Origin of the sequence: Solirubrobacter soli DSM 22325 (genome assembly GCF_000423665.1) — a bacterium.
Taxonomy (GTDB): Bacteria; Actinomycetota; Thermoleophilia; order Solirubrobacterales; family Solirubrobacteraceae; genus Solirubrobacter; species Solirubrobacter soli.
In genome coordinates this window covers 373,323-392,061 of record NZ_KE384072.1, presented here as the reverse complement: position 1 = coordinate 392,061, position 18,739 = coordinate 373,323, and the positions used below count along the sequence as shown (strand labels likewise).

15 protein-coding genes and 1 tRNA gene are annotated in these 18,739 nt (G+C 70.0%); 9 read left to right on the top strand and 7 right to left on the bottom strand.

What is annotated here, in order from left to right:
- Positions 1 to 20 precede the first annotated feature (20 nt).
- From G569_RS0140805 to G569_RS55885, 3 genes are read left to right on the top strand one after another with little or no spacing between them, the layout of a single operon-like run.
- Entirely contained in the window at positions 21 to 1,430 is a 1,410-nt protein-coding gene (locus tag G569_RS0140805) for a mannitol dehydrogenase family protein (protein WP_028067675.1), read from the top strand.
- Entirely contained in the window at positions 1,430 to 2,203 is a 774-nt protein-coding gene (locus G569_RS0140800) for a DeoR/GlpR family DNA-binding transcription regulator (protein WP_053227746.1), read from the top strand. The genes G569_RS0140805 and G569_RS0140800 overlap by 1 nt, the downstream gene beginning before the upstream one ends.
- Complete coding sequence (locus tag G569_RS55885; RefSeq protein ID WP_037502622.1) at positions 2,196 to 2,963, top strand: inositol monophosphatase family protein; 768 nt, start codon at positions 2,196 to 2,198, stop codon at positions 2,961 to 2,963. The genes G569_RS0140800 and G569_RS55885 overlap by 8 nt, the downstream gene beginning before the upstream one ends.
- On the opposite strand, the gene G569_RS0140790 is transcribed toward G569_RS55885, so the two are convergent.
- On the bottom strand, positions 2,945 to 3,742 hold the full coding sequence (locus G569_RS0140790) for a phosphotransferase enzyme family protein (RefSeq protein ID WP_169542359.1): 798 nt from the start codon (positions 3,740 to 3,742) through the stop codon (positions 2,945 to 2,947). The genes G569_RS55885 and G569_RS0140790 overlap by 19 nt on opposite strands.
- A 266-nt stretch (positions 3,743 to 4,008) precedes the next feature.
- Here G569_RS0140790 and efeO point away from each other — a divergent pair, with 266 nt between their 5' ends.
- Both efeO and G569_RS60115 read left to right on the top strand, forming a co-directional pair.
- A complete protein-coding gene (gene efeO, locus G569_RS0140780; protein WP_028067672.1) occupies positions 4,009 to 5,133 on the top strand; it encodes an iron uptake system protein EfeO in 1,125 nt (374 codons plus the stop codon).
- Positions 5,130 to 6,470 carry an FTR1 family iron permease gene (locus tag G569_RS60115; protein ID WP_053227745.1) on the top strand — a complete coding sequence of 447 codons (1,341 nt, stop codon included), beginning with the start codon at positions 5,130 to 5,132 and terminating at the stop codon, positions 6,468 to 6,470. The genes efeO and G569_RS60115 overlap by 4 nt, the downstream gene beginning before the upstream one ends.
- On the opposite strand, the gene G569_RS0140770 is transcribed toward G569_RS60115, so the two are convergent.
- The 5 genes from G569_RS0140770 to G569_RS0140755 form a co-directional block, all read right to left on the bottom strand.
- Positions 6,467 to 6,937, bottom strand: coding sequence for a GNAT family N-acetyltransferase (locus tag G569_RS0140770; protein ID WP_028067671.1), 471 nt, complete (start codon positions 6,935 to 6,937; stop codon positions 6,467 to 6,469). The genes G569_RS60115 and G569_RS0140770 overlap by 4 nt on opposite strands.
- Positions 6,928 to 7,881, bottom strand: coding sequence for a diiron oxygenase (locus G569_RS55875; protein ID WP_169542358.1), 954 nt, complete (start codon positions 7,879 to 7,881; stop codon positions 6,928 to 6,930). The genes G569_RS0140770 and G569_RS55875 overlap by 10 nt, the downstream gene beginning before the upstream one ends.
- A 2-nt stretch (positions 7,882 to 7,883) precedes the next feature.
- Positions 7,884 to 10,076: a class I tRNA ligase family protein gene (locus tag G569_RS0140760; RefSeq protein ID WP_028067670.1), complete on the bottom strand. Its 2,193-nt coding sequence runs from the start codon at positions 10,074 to 10,076 to the stop codon at positions 7,884 to 7,886.
- 18 nt (positions 10,077 to 10,094) lie between these two features.
- Positions 10,095 to 10,176, bottom strand: a tRNA-Leu gene (locus G569_RS63460).
- 140 nt (positions 10,177 to 10,316) lie between these two features.
- Positions 10,317 to 11,075, bottom strand: a complete 759-nt coding sequence (locus tag G569_RS0140755) for a LysM peptidoglycan-binding domain-containing protein (RefSeq protein ID WP_037502616.1) — start codon at positions 11,073 to 11,075, stop codon at positions 10,317 to 10,319.
- A gap of 169 nt (positions 11,076 to 11,244) precedes the next feature.
- Between G569_RS0140755 and G569_RS0140750 the strand changes: the two genes are divergently transcribed.
- The 4 genes from G569_RS0140750 to G569_RS0140735 all read left to right on the top strand — a co-directional run bounded on the left by G569_RS0140750 (position 11,245) and on the right by G569_RS0140735 (position 18,047).
- The gene (locus tag G569_RS0140750; RefSeq protein ID WP_028067668.1) at positions 11,245 to 12,213 is read left to right on the top strand and encodes a DUF4232 domain-containing protein; all 969 of its coding nucleotides are present in this window, start codon (positions 11,245 to 11,247) and stop codon (positions 12,211 to 12,213) included.
- Positions 12,214 to 12,547: 334 nt separating this feature from the next.
- Positions 12,548 to 14,692, top strand: a complete 2,145-nt coding sequence (locus G569_RS0140745) for a PKD domain-containing protein (protein WP_028067667.1) — start codon at positions 12,548 to 12,550, stop codon at positions 14,690 to 14,692.
- A gap of 16 nt (positions 14,693 to 14,708) precedes the next feature.
- Positions 14,709 to 17,471: a PKD domain-containing protein gene (locus G569_RS0140740; RefSeq protein ID WP_028067666.1), complete on the top strand. Its 2,763-nt coding sequence runs from the start codon at positions 14,709 to 14,711 to the stop codon at positions 17,469 to 17,471.
- Positions 17,472 to 17,528: 57 nt separating this feature from the next.
- Entirely contained in the window at positions 17,529 to 18,047 is a 519-nt protein-coding gene (locus G569_RS0140735) for a hypothetical protein (RefSeq protein WP_028067665.1), read from the top strand.
- Position 18,048: 1 nt separating this feature from the next.
- On the opposite strand, the gene G569_RS0140730 is transcribed toward G569_RS0140735, so the two are convergent.
- Positions 18,049 to 18,690, bottom strand: coding sequence for an SGNH/GDSL hydrolase family protein (locus G569_RS0140730; protein ID WP_028067664.1), 642 nt, complete (start codon positions 18,688 to 18,690; stop codon positions 18,049 to 18,051).
- Positions 18,691 to 18,739: the final 49 nt, after the last annotated feature.

Below are 18,739 nucleotides of genomic sequence, written 5' to 3'. Positions count from 1 at the left end.
CCTGTGTTAGCCTCGCGACCATGTCCGATGTCAGCGTTGCCCAGGCGCACCTTTCTGACATCGCGCGCCGGGGTCTGCCGGTCCCGCTCTACGACCGCTCCCGCCTGGTGCCGCGCATCGTCCACGTGGGCGTCGGCGGCTTTCATCGCGCCCACCTCGCCGTCTACGTGCACGAGCTGGCGGCGGCGGGGAGCGACTGGGCCATCGCCGGTCTCGGGCTGCTCGACGCCGACGCCGCGATGCGCGACGCGCTCGCGCCGCAGGACGAGCTCTACACGCTGATCGAGAAGGGCGCGGGCGAGCCGACCGCCGAGGTCATCGGCTCGATCGTCCGCTACGTGCACGCACCACCGGACGACGGGCACGCCGTCGCCGACCTGATCGCCGCGCCGGCGACCGCGATCCTGTCGCTGACCGTCACAGAGGGCGGCTACGCGGAACCGCAGGAGCTGCCGGGGACGTTCGACCGCCTCGCGGCCGGCCTCGCGCGCCGCCGCGCGCTCGCCCTCGGGCCGGTCACCGTGCTGAGCTGCGACAACCTCCCCGGCAACGGGGACGCGGCACGCGCCGCGATGGTCAACGCGGCGGCGCGGATCGACGACCGGCTTGCCACGTGGGTGGGCGAGCAGTGCACCTTCCCCAACTCGATGGTCGACCGCATCACGCCGCAGACCCAGGACGCCGACCGGCGGTGGCTGCGCGAGCGCCTGGGCGTCGACGACCGCTGGCCGGTGGTCTGCGAGCCGTTCCGCCAGTGGGTGATCGACGGGGAGTTCGCCGCCGGCCGCCCGCCGTGGGAGGACGCCGGGGTCCTGTTCACCGACCGCATCCACGACTGGGAGCGCTACAAGCTGCGCTTCCTCAACGCCGGCCACTCGTCGATCGCGTACCTGTCCGCGCTGGCCGGGGTCGAGCTCGTGCACGAGGCGTTGGCGGTTCCCGAGATCCGCGCCTTCCTGGAGGAGCTGCTGTATCGCGAGGCGCTGCCGACGGTTCCCGAGATCCCCGGCCACCCGCGTGAGCGCTACGTCGAATCCGTGCTGGAGCGCTTCGCCAACCCGGGCGTGGGCGACCAGATCGCGCGGTTGTGCATCGACGGCAGCGCGAAGTTCCGGACGTTCCTGGTTCCGACGATCTCCCGCCAGCTCGAGCTCGGCGGCCCGATCGACTGCGCCACGACCGCGCTCGCGGCGTGGGCGCGCTACCTCGGAACGAGCCCGGAGATCGCCTTCGACGCCTCCGGCGAGGAGGCGCGGCGGTACGGTGCACTGGCCGTGGACGATCCGCTCGCCTTCCTCGCGTTCGACCCCATGTCCGAGTTGCGTGACTCGGAGCGGTTCCGGACGGCCTTCGACGCCGCCTACCGGAAGCTGGCGGCCGACGGCCCGCTCGCGGCGCTGACGCTCGCCCGCGCCGGAGAGCCGCGGTGATGGCGGCCGGCAAGCTCCAGCACGACCGCCAGCACGAGATCTACATGCTCGCCCTGCACAAGGGTTCGGTCGACGTGTCCGACCTCGCGGAGCGCTTCGCCGTGACCACCGAGACGATCCGCCGCGACCTCTCCGACATGCAGCGACGCCGGCTGCTGCGGCGCGTGCACGGCGGGGCGATCCCGATCGAGCGCGTGAGCTACGAGCCGCTGCTCGACGCCCGTGACATGGTCAACAGCGACGAGAAGCTGCGGATCGCCACCGCCGCCGTCGCCGAGGTGCCGCAGCGGGGCCCGGTGATCATCGACTCCGGGACCACGGGCCAGCGGCTCGCCGAGGTCTTCCCGGTCGACCGCGAAGTGCACGTCGTGACCAACTCGCTGATCACGGCGCTGACCCTCAGCCGGCGCGGCGTGCGCGACCTCACCGTGCTCGGCGGCTCGGTGCGGACCAACCGGCACGCGATGGTCGACGAGACCACGCGCGTCGAGCTCGAGCCGATGACGGTCGACGTGCTCTTCATGAGCTGCGACGGGCTCTCGTTCCAGCACGGGCTCACGACGCCGTACCGCGACGAGCACATGGTCAAGCGCGCGATGATCGAGCGCGCGAGCCGTGTCGTCGCGCTCGTCGACGCGTCCAAGTTCCACAACGTGCAGATGTTCAGCTTCGCGTCCTTCGAGGAGATCGACGTGCTCGTCACCGACACCCGTGTCGACGACGACGACGTCGAGTTCCTCGAGAGCCACGGCATGACGGTCATCCGTGCGTGACCTCGAGGACATCGCGGCGACGGTCGGCCGCGAGGCAGCCACGCTGGTCGCCGAGGCCTCCGGACACGCGCGCGCCCTCGGCCTGAAGTCCTCGCCCACGGACGTCGTCACCGAGACCGACCTGCGCGCCGAGGACCTGCTCAAGCGGCGGCTGCTCGAGTTCACGCCCGACGCGGGGATCGTCGGCGAGGAGGGCGGGACGACCGCGCCCGGCGCCCGGATGCAGTGGGTGCTGGACCCGCTCGACGGCACGGTCAACTTCCTCTACGGCGTGCCGCTGTCGGCGGTCAGTGTGGCGGTTGCCGTCGACGGCGAGGTCGTCGCCGGCGCGGTGGTCGACGTGCAACGCCACGAGGTGTTCTCGGCCAGCCTCGGCGGCGGCGCGCGGCTCGACGGTGCGCCGATCGCAGCGTCGAAGTGCTCGTCGTTCGCCACCGCCCTGGTCCTGACCGGGTTCTCGTACCACGCCGATCGGCGGGCGGAGCAGGGCGAGCTCGTCCGCCGCGTGCTCCCCCGTGCCCGCGACGTGCGGCTGTTCGGGTCGACGGCGCTCGAGCTGTGCTGGGTCGCGTGCGGGCGCGCGGACGCGTACTTCCAGCACGAGACCGCGATCTGGGACCGCGCTGCCGGAGCGCTGATCGCCGCCGAGGCGGGTGCGGCCACCGAGCTCCCCTGCCCGGAGAACGCCGACCTCGTGATCAGCGCCGCGCCCGCGGTGTTCGGCGAGCTCTGGGACCTCGTTCAGCTGCCGGAGCGGTAGCGGGTCCAGACGGCGATCAGATCGTCGGCCGGCAGGCCTTCGGCCATCCGCGCGACCGCGTTGACGGCTTGCCAGCGCGGGAGGTCGTCGAGGTCGCGATGCTCGCGAACGCGGTGCAGGTAGGCGTCGGTGAGCTCAGCGAGCGTGGCCGGGTCGGCGCCGGGGAGGTGGGCGGGGCGGTGGGCGCCGTCTCCGAGCAGGACGAGCGTCGAGCGCGCGATGTCAGCGACCGGATCGCCGCGCGAGCAGTCGAACCAGTCGACCAGCACCGGGCCGTCCGCGCCGAACACGACGTTGCTCGGGTGCAGGTCCCCGTGACAGAGGCGCCCGGCTTCGGTCTGCGCCGGTAGCAGGTCGGCGGCAGCGCCGAAGTCACCGCCGTAGGCCGCTGCGGCATGGCGGATCTTCGTCGCCAGCCGGTCGCGCTGACGCGGCAGGGCGACGGGCGGCGTGAGCGCGAACAGCGCCTCCTGCAGGTCGGCGAGCAGCGCGCCCAGCTCGCGGCTGCTCGCGGGGGCGTCGACGATGCGCTGCCACATCGACTCGCCGCCGATCCGCTCCCACACGCTGGCCAGGCGCCCGTCGATCCGCTCCATGCCGAGCAGCTTCGGGACCGGCGCGCCGCTCATGCGCGCGGCCTCCGCGTACTCGGCCTCGAACGAGATCCAGCTCTCCGGGGTCGCCGCGTCGGGCACCTTCACGACGGCCCCGTGGCCGTACGCGCGGACCGACGATCGGCTGCCCCGCGCCACCACGTCGCCTGGCGTCCTCGCTCCCACCGGCGTGAACGTATCAATCGCCGAGCCGCGTCCGCGCGGCGTCGGTGAGGTAGCGCACCCTGCGGGTCACCGCGGGGACCCGTCGTCCGCGCAGCCAGGCGGCGATCATCGCGCGCGCCAAGACCCTGCTTGGAGGCGCCCAGCCCGACTGGGGTCCGGCGGACGTGTCCGGCTCACCGTCGAACGCTGAGAAAGATGAGAGCAACGCGGATTGCTCTCATCTTGTCTCTGTAGCGTGTTAGGCCACCCTAAGGACGGGAGGTCACATGAGGAGAATCAGCGTGCTCCCGCTGTGCGCCGTGATGCTCGCGGCCTGCGGCGGGAGCGAGCCGGCCAAGCCGAGCAAGAGCCAGTCTGCGTCGAGTCCGAAGACGATCGAGGTCAAGCTCACGGACGCCGGGTGCGACCCCGCGACGGTCAAGCTCGACTCGGGGCGCACGACGTTCAAGGTCACCAACGCCGGCACCGGACGGGTGAGCGAGCTCGAGGTGCTGAGCGGCCAGCGCATCCTGGGGGAGAAGGAGAACCTCGTGGCCGGGCTGTCCGGGTCGTTCACGCTCGACCTGCAGCCGGGTCAGTACGCGATGTCCTGCCCGGGTGGGACGACCGCCGCGACGGGGGTCGTCACGGTGGCCGGCAAGGCGATCTCGAGCGCCGGCGACCCGCGCCTGGAGGCCGCGGTCGCGGGCTACCAGCGCTACGTGGCGACGCAGGCGCAGGAGCTGGTCAAGCGCGTCGAGCCGTTCGTGGCGGCGGTCAAGGCGGGTGACATCGACAAGGCCAAGGAGCTCTTCGCGGCGGCGCGCGTGCCCTACGAGACGATCGAGCCGGTGGCCGAGAGCTTCGGCAACCTCGACCCGGAGATCGACGCTCGCGTCAACGACGTCGAGAAGGGCCAGAAGTGGACGGGCTTCCATCGCATCGAGCAGGGGCTCTGGGAGGAGCACTCCACCAAGGGCCTTTCGCCGATCGCCGACAAGCTGCTGGCCGACGTGCGCACGCTCGAGGCCAAGACGCGCACGCTGACCTACAAGCCGGACGAGCTCGCCAACGGCGCGAACGGTCTGCTCGACGAGGTGGCCTCGTCGAAGATCAGCGGCGAGGAGGATCGCTACTCGCACACCGACCTGAGCGACTTCGAGGCGAACATCTCCGGCTCGCAGACGACGTTCGGGCTGCTCGCGCCCGCGCTGCGCGCGAAGGACGCGAAGCTCGCCGATGACATCAACGCGAACTTCGAGGCCGTCTCGAAGGAGCTGGCGACGCTCAAGCAGGGCGACGCCTTCCCGAGCTACGAGACGGTGGACGACACCGAGCGCATCCACCTGGCGGACCTCGTCGCGCACCTGGCCAGGCCGCTGGCGCAGATCTCGGACGCGCTCGGCGGATGATCCGCGCGGTCGCGCTCGCCCTCGTGCTGCTGGTCGCGGCTCCCGCGGCCGCGCGCGCGTCCGACGACCTCGCAACGACCTACACGCAGGCGGTGCGGTCGCACGACGCGGCGCTCGCCGCGCGGCTGCGGCTGCAGGTGCGGCTGATGAACGTCGCCGCGCCTTCGCCGGAGCTGGCCAGGCTCGCGCGCACGCTCGAGGCGACGAAGAACCGGTTCCGGCCGTGGCCGCTGGCGTCGGACGTGGCCGAGGAGACGGCGACGGTCGCATCGCCGCCGTCGCGGTTCAAGGACGTCAAGGCCGCGCTGAACGGCGCGCTGTCACCCGACCGCGCCGCGGCCGTGTCCGCCGGGCTCGAGGCCTACGCGCGCAGCGCGGGCGACCGGCGCCAGGTGCCCGAGTTCGACGCGTCGATGTGGGCGGTGCTGACCGCCCTGGACCGCGGGACCGGCGTCAAGCCCGCCGTCGCGCAGGCGCGCACCGAGCTCGGGATCGCACAGCAGAAGCTCGGCCAGGTACAGATCAGCCGCGGCACGGTCGTCACCGACGCCGCGATCGTCGTCTTCCGCGAAGGGCTGGAGGCCGTATTGATCCTCGCCGCGATCACGGCGTCATTGACCGGTGCGCGCGAGTGGATGCGCCGCCCCGTGCTGCTCGGCGGCATCGCCGGCATCGGTGCCACGATCGTCACCTGGGCGCTCGTCCAGCTGCTCATCTCCGAGCTCGGCACCGGCGGCCTGCGCCTCGAGGCGATCACCGGCGTGCTCGCGATCGTCGTCCTGCTCGTCGTGACCAACTGGTTCTTCCACAAGGTCTACTGGAGCCAGTGGATCGCCCGCTTCAACCGCCGCCGCAAGGTCCTGACCGGTTTCTTCGGCCTCGTCCTGCTCGGCCTGACGAGCGTCTACCGCGAGGGCTTCGAGACCGTCCTGTTCATCCAGAACCTCCAGGTGAGCGCGGGCACCGCGGCCTGCATGCTCGGCTCCGGCATCGGCCTCGCCGCCACCCTCGCCGTCGGCGGCGTCACCTTCGCCGCCCAACGCAAACTCCCGTACAAGAAGATGCTGATCGTCACCGGCGTCCTGATCGCCCTCGTGCTCGCGGTGATGACCGGCGCGACCGTCCATGTCATGCAGGGCCTCGGCTGGCTGCCCGCGAGCGCCGCCTCGTTCGACCTGCCGACGTGGGCGAACTCGTGGCTCGGCCTCTACGCCACCTGGGAGGGCATCGGCGCCCAGCTCGGCGCGCTCGTCGTCGTGCTGGGCTCCTACTTCCTCGCGCGCGAGCTGCAGGTGGGCTCGCTGCGCCGCCGCCGCCGCGCGGTGGCGAGCGCCTAGAGGTCGCGGTAGTACAGGCGGTCCGGGCCCGGAGGCGGCTGGTCCGGGCCGCGGCTCCACCCGGCGCGCTCGTAGAGGCGCACCGCCTCGACGTACAACGCGCGCGTGCACAGGCTGATCCGGGAGTAGCCGAGGGCCTTCGCTTCGGCCTCGGAGCGCGCGAGCATCTCGCGGCCGAGCCCGCGGCCGCGGAACTCCGGCTTGAGGAAGAGCTTGGACAGCTTGATGTCAGTGTCGGAGTACGGCGTGAGGATCGCGGAACCGATCGGCTCCCCGTCGACCTCGGCGACGAGCTGGACGACGCCGTCGGCCGGGGCCCCGAAGGCCATCACGTCGGCGTCGGAGTCGTCCGGATCGGCGGGCACGTGGTACTCGTTGAGGATGTCGAAGACGAAGCGCCGGACCGGGCGCCCGTCGTCGGGGCGCGCGTGTCGGATCGTCCAGGTGCGTACGTCGGTTACGGCCACAACCCACTCCCTTCAAGAGCTTCTGCGGTGCGGGGGTCGTCGACGACGCCCACGCGTTCGAAATGCCGGATCGTCGCCCGCGACGCGGAGCGGATGCCGGCCTTGACCATCCCTGGCGGGTAGGACTCGGTCATCACCTGGTCGATCTGCTCGGCGGTGAGCCCGCAGGCGCGGAGGTTGCCGGCGATCGCGACGAAGTCGGGCTCCAGGAACGCCAGCACCATCTCGGGCAGGAGCGGGCCGATCACGGCCCGCTGCGCCTTGTTCAGACGCGGCCAGGCGAACTCGAGCAGGCGGCTGAAGTAGGCGCTGTGCCGGCGCTCGTCCTGGTCGTGGTCGGCCACGACCTCGCGCACGGCCATCACGACCCGCTCGTCGGACGGGATGCCCGACAGGATCGCCGAGATCAACGTCTCGGAGACGATCGTGAAGAAGATCATCACCAGCCGTTGCTCGTTGGCGCTGAGGCCCTGCTGAAAGCCGTTGAGCTTGCGGAAGAAGTTCGGCTCCTCGAAGACACCCGGCCCGACGCCGGTCGCCACCGCGACCTGGCGTCCGAGGTCGTCGGAGTGCTGCGCGTGCCACGCCTCGTCGGTGTAGATCTTGTAGGCGTCCTCGATCATCGTCTCCGGGAGATCGAAGCCCGACCGGCGCCGGCTGATCATCGACACGACCGGATTGACCGCCCCGTGCTCGAGCTCGGACGTGAACTCCAGGTAGGTGTGGAGGTTCTGGATCAGCACGCGGTCGACGGTGTCGTCGCCGAGCGCCTGGACGAGCGGGTGCTGGGCGACCGGCACGAGCTCGGGCGGGAAGTACACGTGCGTGCGAGGCTCGGCGTCCTCGATCTGCCGCCGCGGCTTCGTGCGGACGGCGGCGCGGGTGTGCCAGGCGCGGAACGGGCTGCGGTAGGCCGCCTCGCTGATGCCGATGGACCGCGGCACGCTCATACCGGCCACCCCGCATCCGCGACGAACCCCTCGTTTCCGGCCAGCGCCCACAGCTCCTCCGCCATGTGCGGCGTGACCGGCGCGAGCAGCCGGACCAGCAACAACAGCGCGTACACGACCGCGTCGCGGTCCTCGGCGGTGAGCTCGCGGCGGGCGGTCACGCGCGCCTCGAAGTCCTCGATGCGCTCGAACAGCGTCATCACGTTGCGGGTCGCCCGGTGCGGGTCGAGCCGCTCGTAGTTCTCGGTGACCTTCGCGGCCGCGGTGTCACACCACGAAGCGAGCTTCCGGCGCAGGCCGTCGGAGAGGTCGAGCTCGGGCGTCGCCCCCGACGCCGCCTGCAGGCGCGGCGCGGCGAACGTCCAGAGCCGCCGCAGGAACGAGCGCGAGTACGTCAGCAGGCTGTCGTCCCACGTGAACGCCTTCGCGGGCGCGGCGGCGTGCAGCGTCGCGAGGCGCAGCACGTCGGCACCGACCTGCTCGACGATCGCCTGCGGCGTGACCGTGTTGCCGAGGTGCTTGCTCATCTTGCGCCCGTCGAGCTGCACCATCTCGTGGGTGAAGGTCGTCCGGTAGCACTCGCCGTCCGGCAGCCACGTGAAGTGGCCGAGGTCGCGGAGCATCTTGGAGATGGTCCGCTGGTCGACGACGAACTGGCCCGTGTCGGCGCCGTTGATGTAGAGCTCGACCGGGACCCAGCGCTGCAGCTCGGGATGGGTGAGCAGCGACTCGCCGCGGTCCGCCGTCGGCGCCGGCAGCGGGTACTGCTGCGATCCTGCGTCGAAGTGACAGTCCAGCGTGTCGGTCTCGCGCCGCGCCAGGCCGTCGCACGACGGACACGAGCACTCGAGGAAGTCGGGCCGCTCCAGCAGCGCGTTGCCCTCCGCGCTGACGACAAGGTCGTCGGGCAGCCGCACGGGGAGCTGATCGAGTGGCACCGGCACCGTCCCGCACGCCTCGCAGTGCACGATCGGGATCGGCGTGCCCCACGCGCGCTGGCGCGAGATCGGGAAGTCGCCGCCGCGAAAGCGCATCGCGGGCCGTGTCGACACGGTCTCCTTGCTGCCCCGCCACACGCCGCCATGCTTGAGCGCACCGCGGTCGGCGGTCCCCTCCAGCTGCGAGAAGATCGCCTTGTCGGTGCGATCGACGGACGGGATGCCGAGCACCGCGGTCGGCCCGAAGCGGGCGTCGACCGACGGCGAGATCAGCACCGGCAGCGGGCGGGAGATCCCGGGGGCGAAGACCGAGAGGCTCGTCCCGACGACGGCGACCTCCTCGAGCTTGCGGTCCTCGCGCTGCCAACCGGCGTCGCGCAGCTCGGCGAGCTGCTCGCGCACCCCCGGCGCCTCCGTCCAGAGCTCGATCTCCGGATGGTTGGGGGAGACGAGCGCGAACTCGGCCGCGGTGACATCGGCGTGGGGGGTGAACAGCGTGAGCGCCCGGCCGTCCAGGGTCTTGGCGTCGAGCTCGACGCCGTCCACGCGCCCGAGCACCGAACGCTGCGCGCCGATGGCGCCCTTGTTCCAGTGCACGAGCTCTTCGAGCCTGCGGTCGTTCTCCTCCGCGTACGCGCTCCCGCGCACGTACCACTGCGAGCGCCGGACGAGCCGCACCGGCCCGTGGCAGCGCCAGCACTCGCCGTCGTCGACCTGCGCGCGGGCGAGCACGGTGTTGCAGCTGTCGCACCAGTCGATCGAGCCCTCGCGCTCGTAGATGAAACCGCCTTCGAGCAGCACGAGGAACAGCCACTGCGACCAGCGGTAGATGTCCTCGTCGCAGCTCATGAACGTGCGCGACCAGTCGAACGAGAACCCGAGGGCGTCGAACTGCTCGCGCATCCGCGCGGCGCACGTGTCGACCCACTCGCGGGGTGGGAGCCCGTGCTCGATCGCTCCCAGCTCGGCCGGCAGCCCGAACGCGTCGAACCCGAGCGAGTAGAGCACCGCGTCCCCGCGGGTGCGCCGGAAGCGGGCCTGCGAGTCGCCGATCGAGTAGCTGCGGACATGGCCCATGTGCGCCGCGCCCGACGTGAACGGGTGGCTGTTGAGGACGTGCACGTCGCGCACGCCCTCCACCGACTCCGGCGGAGTCTGGAACGCGTTCGCGGCCCGCCACGCCTCCTGCCACTTGCGCTCGACGACCGCCGGGTCGTACCCCGACGCCTCAGTGATGTCAATGGTCTGCATTTGATCCCCACCCAACGATGCGCCCGACGGGACTCGAACCCGCATCTAACGGCTTTTAAGGCCGCTGCTTTTGATGACTATTTGGACCCTGAGCTTCCGCAGCGCGACCACCGGAGGCGGCGACCAAGTCGCCGGGACGCGCCGTGTGGCGGCCCCGGCTCGAACGACCTGCACGCTGCGGTACCCCCAGCGCCTACTCAGCCACCGTTCACCGGTTAAGCTACGGACGCCTGTAGAGGGCTATTTGAGCTGAAGCTCCAGGCCCGGGAAGATCAGGTCGGGGCTGCCGGTGCCGATCCGCTCGGCGTTCAGATGCCACAGGCGTCCCACCTCGAACGCGACTTGGGCGATGCTGTCCGGCTTTCCGATGAGACCTTTCGCGATCATCCACAGACTCTGGCCTGGCTCGACGACGTGCGTGGAGTGGGCACTGCTCTCGTGTGCGGCGTCGTTCCCGGACCCTCCACCGTGATCCGAGCGACCACCGGCCCCCCGATGGACGACCGACACCTTGAAGGTGAAGGGCGTCCCCGAGGGGGCGGCTAAGCACTGGTGGGGGCCGGATAAGTAGACATCGGCGTTGGTCATCGCGAGCACGTAGGTGCCGGTGTCGCTCGCGATCCAGCGCTGACTATCGCGCGACCCGTCGCGAGTGGAATCCCGCGGGTCGAGCATGGGTGAGGTGGCGCCGACATTGAGGTCGTCGGTCCCCGGCATGAAGAGCAGCTGGCAAGGGGGCGTCGCGCCGCGCTTGGCGGTCGTCCGCACCGAGACGCGATCGCCCTTCAGGATCGGCAGCGTCCAGTAGGAGACGGAATACCCCGAGTAGAACGCGCCCTCGTGGAGCGTGCCGCGCAGGGTCTTGCCCAGCGTGACGGCAGGCGCGTGCGCGATCGTCTTCGCGCCCTCGGAGGCCAGCGCCGAGGTGGCACCGCTCGCCCACGCGACCAGGCAGAGTGCAACCACCGCTCTCGCCGCGAGGGAACCGGTCCTGCTCATGCGGCGGGACTGTAACCCGAAAAACGATCCACTGCCACAGACTGTTGGATGACATCTCTCAACAGGTGACGAGTAGATGAAAACTCACTTGCGTAGTTGATGAGAGTGGAGGCAAATAGGCGCAGAATTGCGTGCTGGGCCATGGTGTCGACGGTCATACTTGCCGCCGATGCGCTTGAAGCTCTCGGTCGCGCTGGTCGCGTCACTCACCTTCGTGGGCGGTTGCGGGAACTCGTCCGATCCTGGGTCGCAGATCAAGGGGCCCGTCGTGCCGTGGACGTCCAGCCGGCCGGCGCAGCTCGCCGACCGCGCCCCGGTGTCGACACCGTGCCGTGCGGCCGACCTCGCCGTGCACGGTCAGGTCGAGTTCGCGGCGTACGGAAACGGCGGCGGGATCGCGGTCATCGCGCTCCAGCACAAGGGCACGCAGCCGTGCCGGCTGGAGGGGAGCCCGCAGGTGCGGCTCGTCAAGAAGGGCGGGCCGAAGCAGGTCAACTCGGCGATCCAGCGTCCGCCGGTGATCTTCCCGGACACGGCCTACCCACTGTCGAGCCTGCTCGCGATCCGCCCGGGCGAGTACGCCGGGCTGACGATCACGTGGGACAACTGGTGCGATCCGCAGATCCCCGGCAAGGAGCGCGTCGCGCCCAGCGCGGTGCGGATCACGCTGCCGAACGGCGCCGGCCATCTCGACGCCGACTACAACGCGGTGCCACCGTGCAGCGACCCGAACCGCCCGTCCACGATCGGCGTGTCGCCGTTCGAGACGGCGAAGATCCAGCCGGTGCCGGCGTGGACGTCCGCGTCCGTCAAGGCGTCCATCCCCGACCAGCCGGTCCGGGCCCGGCGCGGCGGGCTGCTGCACTTCGTCGTCGTCCTGGAGAACACGTCGCACCAGACGATCGGCTTCGACCGGTGCCCGTCGTACGTCCAGCAACTCGTGCCATCGGGCCAGGTCGAGGTCCACACGCTCAACTGTGCCGCCGCCAAGCCGATCGCCCCCGGCGGCCGCGAGGCCTTCGCCATGGAGATCCGCGTGCCCAAAGACGCCCCGGCGGGCGGGAACGGCCTGTTCTGGGGCCTCGATCCGTTCGGCGCCAAGCAGCCCCAGTTGCACGCTCGCGCGACTGTCACATGAGTGATAAGCGAGCGCTAAATGAGTAACTACGCGGCGTCGTAGTTACCGCACGCGGGTGTGTGGAGATATCCACACACCCAGCGCGCACTCATCTGTTGTCGCGACCCCCTTCGGACGTGCAGAATCGGGCCGGTCCACCCCCGGTTCGGGTGTGGGCGACCATGTCTATGGTCCTTCGGAGGAAGGAGGGTCCTGTTTCATGCAGGTGCTTCGCAAATTAGGGCGACGGAGATTGCTCCCCGCCACCGCAGCTGTTGCGGTGGCCGCGGCGGGCGCCCTCGTCGCCAGCGGAGTGGCACCGCCGGCGAGGTCGGCTGACGGCCAGGTAGCCCCGGTGATCGACACCGGCTACTTGTACGGCCAGCTGTTCAACATGGGCTACGACGACGTCTATCGCGTCTCGGGAGCCGATGGAGACCCGCGGAACTTCAACGACTCGTTCAACATCGCATCGACGATCAACGGGTGGCAGGAGTTCTGGAAGAACTGGAAGACACAGCTGACGGACACGGGCGCGATGTCAAACGTCGCCAAGTTCGCCACGGTGTCCGACCACTACTTCCGCCGGTCGCCGGAACAGCGGACGAACCCGAACTACACGTTCGACGCGAACTACCGCTGGGATTCCAACGACGCCGAGGTCACGATCCCCGGGGCGGCCTGCCCGGGCGTGCGCGTGCTGATCGCCGCGCACGGCGACCTGACCCCGGTCAGCCCGACGATCGTCGGTGAGATCAACAACCCGACGTCCTCGACGAGCGCGGTCGACGGGTTCAACGCGGCACGCCGCCACATCACGCTCAGCAACCTGAGCAACGGCGGCGCCTACGACGACACGTCGGGCGTCGCGATGACAATGGCCGAGTACCAGGCCCTGTTGCGCTGGTACGCCGCCAACCATACGTATCCCTCCAAGACCTTCAAGGTCGCGCTCATCGACGCTGACGCGGGGCGGGCGAAGGACGGGACGTACATGCGCGAGGGTTCGGAGTACTACGCGAAGAACCTGATCCCGAAGGGGCCGCAGGGGCAGTACGCGATGTTCGCGACGATGAACGCGAACGGCGCCAGCTACCCGGCGTACCACTTCGGCACGCAGTACTACTGGAACAACGTCGCCACCGGCGGCGTCGGACCGTGGCACACGTTCATCACGGACACGCCGTCGGCTCCGAACGCGCTGTACCCGGACTCGACCGGGAGCATCGCGAGCAACAGCACGGCCATCTCGGCGTTCGACGCCGACCTGAAGGCCGCTGTGACCGCGGGCTTCGCTGCGCAGAGCACGAAGTACCACGGCACCGTCAAGCAGGAGAACCCGCTCCGCTACAACGGCACGGGCTCCGCTCCGGCCGGCCTGTCGACGGCCAACGGCGGCCCGCAGCTGCCGCAGACGCCGACGGTTCCCGCCTACACCGCCGCCGAGCAGGCGCAGTACTCACCGGTCCATCCGGCGGGTACGGCCCCCGAGGCGCAGATCCTGTCCACCGAGGATCCCGCTGCCGCGTTCTGGAACGCCGGCATCCCGGGCTTCAGCGTCGGTGGCGTCCAGGACACCAACTCCGTCGAGAACCCGTATCCGTCCACGACGAGTGACGCGATCAAGGCGACCCCCGTCATCCAGCACCTGGGTGGCACGTCGCTGCAGATCGGCAACGAGAGCAGCCTCACGGGTGGCATGACGACGTCCGCGGCGGCGACCGACGCCGGCGCGACCGCCGTCAAGGTGGCCGCGGTGACCAATCTGGTCGCCGGGCAGCCGATCATGATCGACACCGGCCAGAACCTCGAGGTCGGCCAGATCAAGTCGATCGACACGGCGAGCACCACCGTGACCCTGCAGGCGGCGCTGAAGTTCGCGCATGCGAGCGGCGTGCCGTTCCGGGTCAACGAGGGTCAGCCGGTCGGTATGACGGGCGACTCCGTCGAGCATCTCAACATGTGGGCCTCGGGCGCTCCGCACGGCATCGACGACGAGTCGCAGCCGACGGAGGAGCTCATCCGCGCCCTCGAGCTGCCGGCGACCTACACGTCGCTGCTCGTGAGCGACAACAAGTACCTCGGAGCCGTCGACGCGCCGAAGGGCGCCGTCGCCTACTTCGAGACCTCGCCGGTCAACCCCACGTCGACTCGCACGGTGAGCTTCGACGCCGGCTTCGCCCGCAACGCCGATGGCACCACCAACGGCCTCACGTACTACTGGGACTTCGGCGACGGTACGCACGCGACCGGCAAGACCGTGTCCCACACCTACGCGGCCGCCCAGTGGGCCGATGTCAAGCTCGTCGTGGCCAATGGCTCCGACGACTCCGCCTGGGGCGTGTACCGCCAGGCGCTCGCGGTGAACAGCCCGTCGGGCTCGGCACCCGCGACACCCGCCTGCGGCACGTTCTCCGCCGCTGAGCGCACGGCCCTGGTCGCTGCGGCCAAGGCCGGATTCAACGGCAACACCCCCAATGCCGCAGAGGGGAGGAACTAGCTTGCGCGTACCTCGCTTGCTCGTCCTCGCCACGGTGGTGGCGGCCGGCGCGACGCCGATCATCGTCACCAGCGGCGGCGCCCAGTCCACGCCTCCGCCCGCTTCGAACCCGGCGCACCCGGTGGTCGACGCGGCGTGGATCTACTCGCAGGACTGGTACAACGCCACGCACTTCATCTACAAGCGGGCCGGCTCCGACGGATGCCTGGCCGGCGCGACGTCGTGCGCCTTCGGCAGCCCTGGCGATGCCAACAACCTGCCGATGAACTACAACGGCACGCAGGAGTTCAACAAGTGGTGGGGCGACCTCGGCGTCTCCAGCACTGCGCAGCCGAACGGCAACCTGGGCAAGTTCATGTCCAAGCGGGACAACATCTACCCGCAGTCGACCTACCAGATCAACGTCCAGGAACTCACGATTCCAGGCGCGGCCTGCCCCGGACAGCAGGTCATGCTCGCCTTCCACCCCGACAGCCAGAACGTGTCCGCGCCGAACCCCGGTACCTCTGCAACCCCCTACAGCTCGATGTACTCGGGCGACTGGGGCACCGGCTCGCCGTACGACTCCAACATGGGCGCGCTCATGAACCTGGAGGAGATCGGCTCAGTCCTTCGTTGGCATGAAGCGAATGGGACGTACCCCAAGCGGACAATCAAGTCCGCTGTGTACGACGCAGAGTTACAGGGGCTCGTCGGGTCCGGGTTCTACTCCTCCACTGGTGGAGGTGCTACGAACCTTACGGCCCCGGCGAGCATCGGTAGTACCAAGCTGTATGTAGCATCCGTTTCAGCCCTCAACGCAGCACAATCATCGGGAATCTTCGCGGTCGGCCAGCCTGTGGCGATCGATGACGTCGATACCGAGAACAACGTCGTGCAGGCCATTGGCACGGCAGCCAGGACGGCCACCACGCTGGCCGCGGCGGCTTCCGCCGGCGACTCCAACATCAAAGTCGCGAGCGTGACCAACATCGTCGCGGGCGAGCCGATCCGGCTCGAGGCCGCAGGGAACTCCAGCCAGGAGTTCGCCACGGTCCAGACCGTCGGAACCGCCGGAGCCACCGGCACCGGCGTCACCTTGAGCGCCCCGCTGACGAGCGCCCACGCCAGTGGCGTGGCCGCGCAGGATCTCGGCACCGGCATCACGCTGGCGGCCCCGATCCAGAAGGCTCACGCCGCCGGCTCGACCATCAACGGTCCGACCAGCGGCCTGATCTCCGACGGTCCGCAGGGCCAGATCGTCGGCGTGCTCAACAACGACCAGAACGGGATCAACTACCCGGCTCTGCACTGGGGCACCGATCACTACCTGAACGATCTGATCAACGGTGGTGTCGGTCCGTGGTTCAACAACATCAACGCCACGCCGGTCACCAACACCGGCGCGATCTACTCGACCGCCGGCTTCGCCCGGCTGCAGGCGAACCTCGCCAACGTGACCGCGTTCCGGACGAACGTCGAGAGCGCCGTCACGAACGCGATCCACGACCTGGGGGAGAAGTACAACTACTCGATCCCGGTCGGGAACCCGATGATGTTCAAGAACACGGGCTCCACGCCGGACAACCCGACCCCGGCCGCGATCCCGTCGTACCTGCCGGCGGATCAGGCGAAGTACACCCCGGTCAACGACGACCGCACGGGCCGCACGGACCAGGTGTCCTTCGGCAACCGCGGCATCCCGTCGCTGGGCAACATCGGTGTGTACGACTCCAGCACCAACCCGGCGGTCGGCGGCAACGAGAACCCGTACCCGGCGAGCTACCCGAACAAGCCGGGCATCTCGTTCCTGTACGGCCAGGACACCATGAGCGACAACTTCCCGAACCTGAACTTCTATGCCGGAGGACAGGTGCACGGGCCCGGCGGCTATGACAAGCCGTCCGAGGGCCTGCTGCGGGGTGTCGAGTTCGTGGCGACCTACTTCTCGTACGCCGTTGCCTCCGACGCGCTCGGCGGCAAGACGCCGAAGCCGACCCATCCGGTCGCCTTCTTCGAGCAGTCGCCCAAGAAGGCGACCGCGACGCGGACGGTGACCTATGACGCCGGCTTCAGCCGCGACGCCGACGGCTCGTCCGCCGGCCTCGAGTACTACTGGGACTTCGGCGACGGCAGCGCCCCGCAGAAGACCAACAACCCGCGTGTCACGCACACGTTCCCGTCGCAGGCCGGCTGGCATGACGTCAAGCTGCTGGTCTCGAAGGGCGATGGCACCAAGACGACGGCGAACGTCGGCACCTACCGTCAGGTGGAGCCGATCAACTTCGCCCCGACGTACTACCCGGCGACGCCTCCCGCGGGCGAGCCCCAGGCTCCCACCACCGGTCCCGCCGCGGACCCGTGCGGGACACTGAGCTCGGACGAGCTGGCGTCGTTCGTGTCGACCGCCAACGGCCCGGTCCAGGGTGCTCCCATCCAGGATCAGCCGGTCAGCGGCAACGTCCCGGCGACGCTGAGCCTGACGCTCGGCGGGGCCGCCTCCTTCGGCGCGTTCGCGCCGGGCGTGGCCAAGACGTACGACACCACCACGACGGCCGACGTGGTCTCCACGGCGGGCGACGCGGCGCTCAGCTGGTCGGGTCCGAACCACCTGACCAACGGGGCGTTCACGATGACGCAGCCGTTCACGGTCGACTTGTCCAAGTCGAGTTGGAGCGCGCCGGTGTCACACGATTCCGTCACGATCGGCTTCCATCAGCCGATCGCCGCAACCGATCCGCTGCGAACAGGCAACTACTCCGCAACGGTGACGTTCACGCTGTCCACGACGAACCCGTAAGGGATGCTGCCCGGGCCCGGAGCGATCGCTCCGGGCCCGGCGCCGCTCAAAGAACGTATGCCTTTTTTCCGTATCGCCCTGCTCGCCCTGGTCGTCCTCGTCGCCGGCTGCGGCGGCAACGACCCCGCCCCGACGTCCGCGAGCGCGCCCACCGCCACGCCGGCGGCGGCGAAGACCGCATCGTCCGTGCCGACCGTCACCTCCGCGGCGGATGTCGCCGCCTGTGGCCTGCTCGAGCAGACGATCCAGGCGGTGTCACAGCTCGTCGGTCACACGACCGAGGGCATCACCCAAGCGTTGAACCCGAAGGATCTCGCCAAGCAGGTGGGGACCGCCCGCAAGAGCCTGCTCGACTCGGCCAAGCTGGTCGAGATCGTCAAGGCGCAGGAGCCGCTGGCAGGCCCGCAGCGCGAGTTCGTGACGGGGTTGCGGATGTTCGCGGCCGACTTCGCCCGCGGCAAGACGGCGGCAGCGAAGGGCGACATGGCCTCGGCCACCCAGCTGCTCACGGACGAGAAGGCCTTGAGGAAGATCCAGGAGTCCGCGAAGCGGATCGACCAGCTCTGCGGCCGCTGAGTCAGCGGAGGTTCGACTCGATCAGCCGCGCGATCGCCGCGTGGCCGTCCGAGTTCGGGTGGAAGTCGTCGCCGGTGCCGGCGAACGTGGGGCGGCCCGCGGGTCCGCGGTCGTCGAAGAACGGCGAGACGTCCGCCACCGCGCCTCCGTCGCACGCACGCCGGATCGTCGCGTCGTAGAACGAGGCGGGGATCGTGCCGCGCGGCACGCCCGTGGGCGTCCAGGTCGTCAGGCAGACGAGCTTGGCGCCGGGTGACGCCGCCTTGACCTTCGCGACCAACGCCCGGTAGTCGTCGGCGAACTGGCCGCGCGGCGTCTGGTAGAGGAAGTCGTTCGTGCCGGCCTCGATGACCACGTCATCGCCGCGCGGCACCGTCTGGCCCGCCAACTGGGCGGTCGTCACGCCGGGCGCGGCCAGGACCTCGAGCCCGGCCTTCATGTCCGCGGCCACCTGCTGGGGGAACGCCTCGGCCTGCGTGCCCGCGAAGCGTCCCGCCGCGAGCGAGTCGCCGACGACGACGAGCCGCGGGCCCGTCGCGGCCGCGGCGGTCGGCGTGGCCGCGGGCGGCGGCTTGTCGCGCCCGCCACAGCCCGCGACGAGGGTGATGAGGGCGACCGCCGCGCCGATCGATCGCGACCGCATGCGGGGAGGACTTTACCCGCGCGCGATCACGCGATCCGGGTGATGCGCC

Coding starts and splice junctions, on each gene's coding strand:
- G569_RS0140805 (WP_028067675.1), top strand. CDS start 21: ATGTCCGATGTCAGCGTTGCCCAGGCGCACCTTTCTGACATCGCGCGC.
- G569_RS0140800 (WP_053227746.1), top strand. CDS start 1,430: ATGGCGGCCGGCAAGCTCCAGCACGACCGCCAGCACGAGATCTACATG.
- efeO (WP_028067672.1), top strand. CDS start 4,009: ATGAGGAGAATCAGCGTGCTCCCGCTGTGCGCCGTGATGCTCGCGGCC.
- G569_RS60115 (WP_053227745.1), top strand. CDS start 5,130: ATGATCCGCGCGGTCGCGCTCGCCCTCGTGCTGCTGGTCGCGGCTCCC.
- G569_RS0140760 (WP_028067670.1), bottom strand. CDS start 10,076: ATGCAGACCATTGACATCACTGAGGCGTCGGGGTACGACCCGGCGGTC.
- G569_RS0140755 (WP_037502616.1), bottom strand. CDS start 11,075: ATGAGCAGGACCGGTTCCCTCGCGGCGAGAGCGGTGGTTGCACTCTGC.
- G569_RS0140750 (WP_028067668.1), top strand. CDS start 11,245: ATGCGCTTGAAGCTCTCGGTCGCGCTGGTCGCGTCACTCACCTTCGTG.
- G569_RS0140735 (WP_028067665.1), top strand. CDS start 17,529: ATGCCTTTTTTCCGTATCGCCCTGCTCGCCCTGGTCGTCCTCGTCGCC.
- G569_RS0140730 (WP_028067664.1), bottom strand. CDS start 18,690: ATGCGGTCGCGATCGATCGGCGCGGCGGTCGCCCTCATCACCCTCGTC.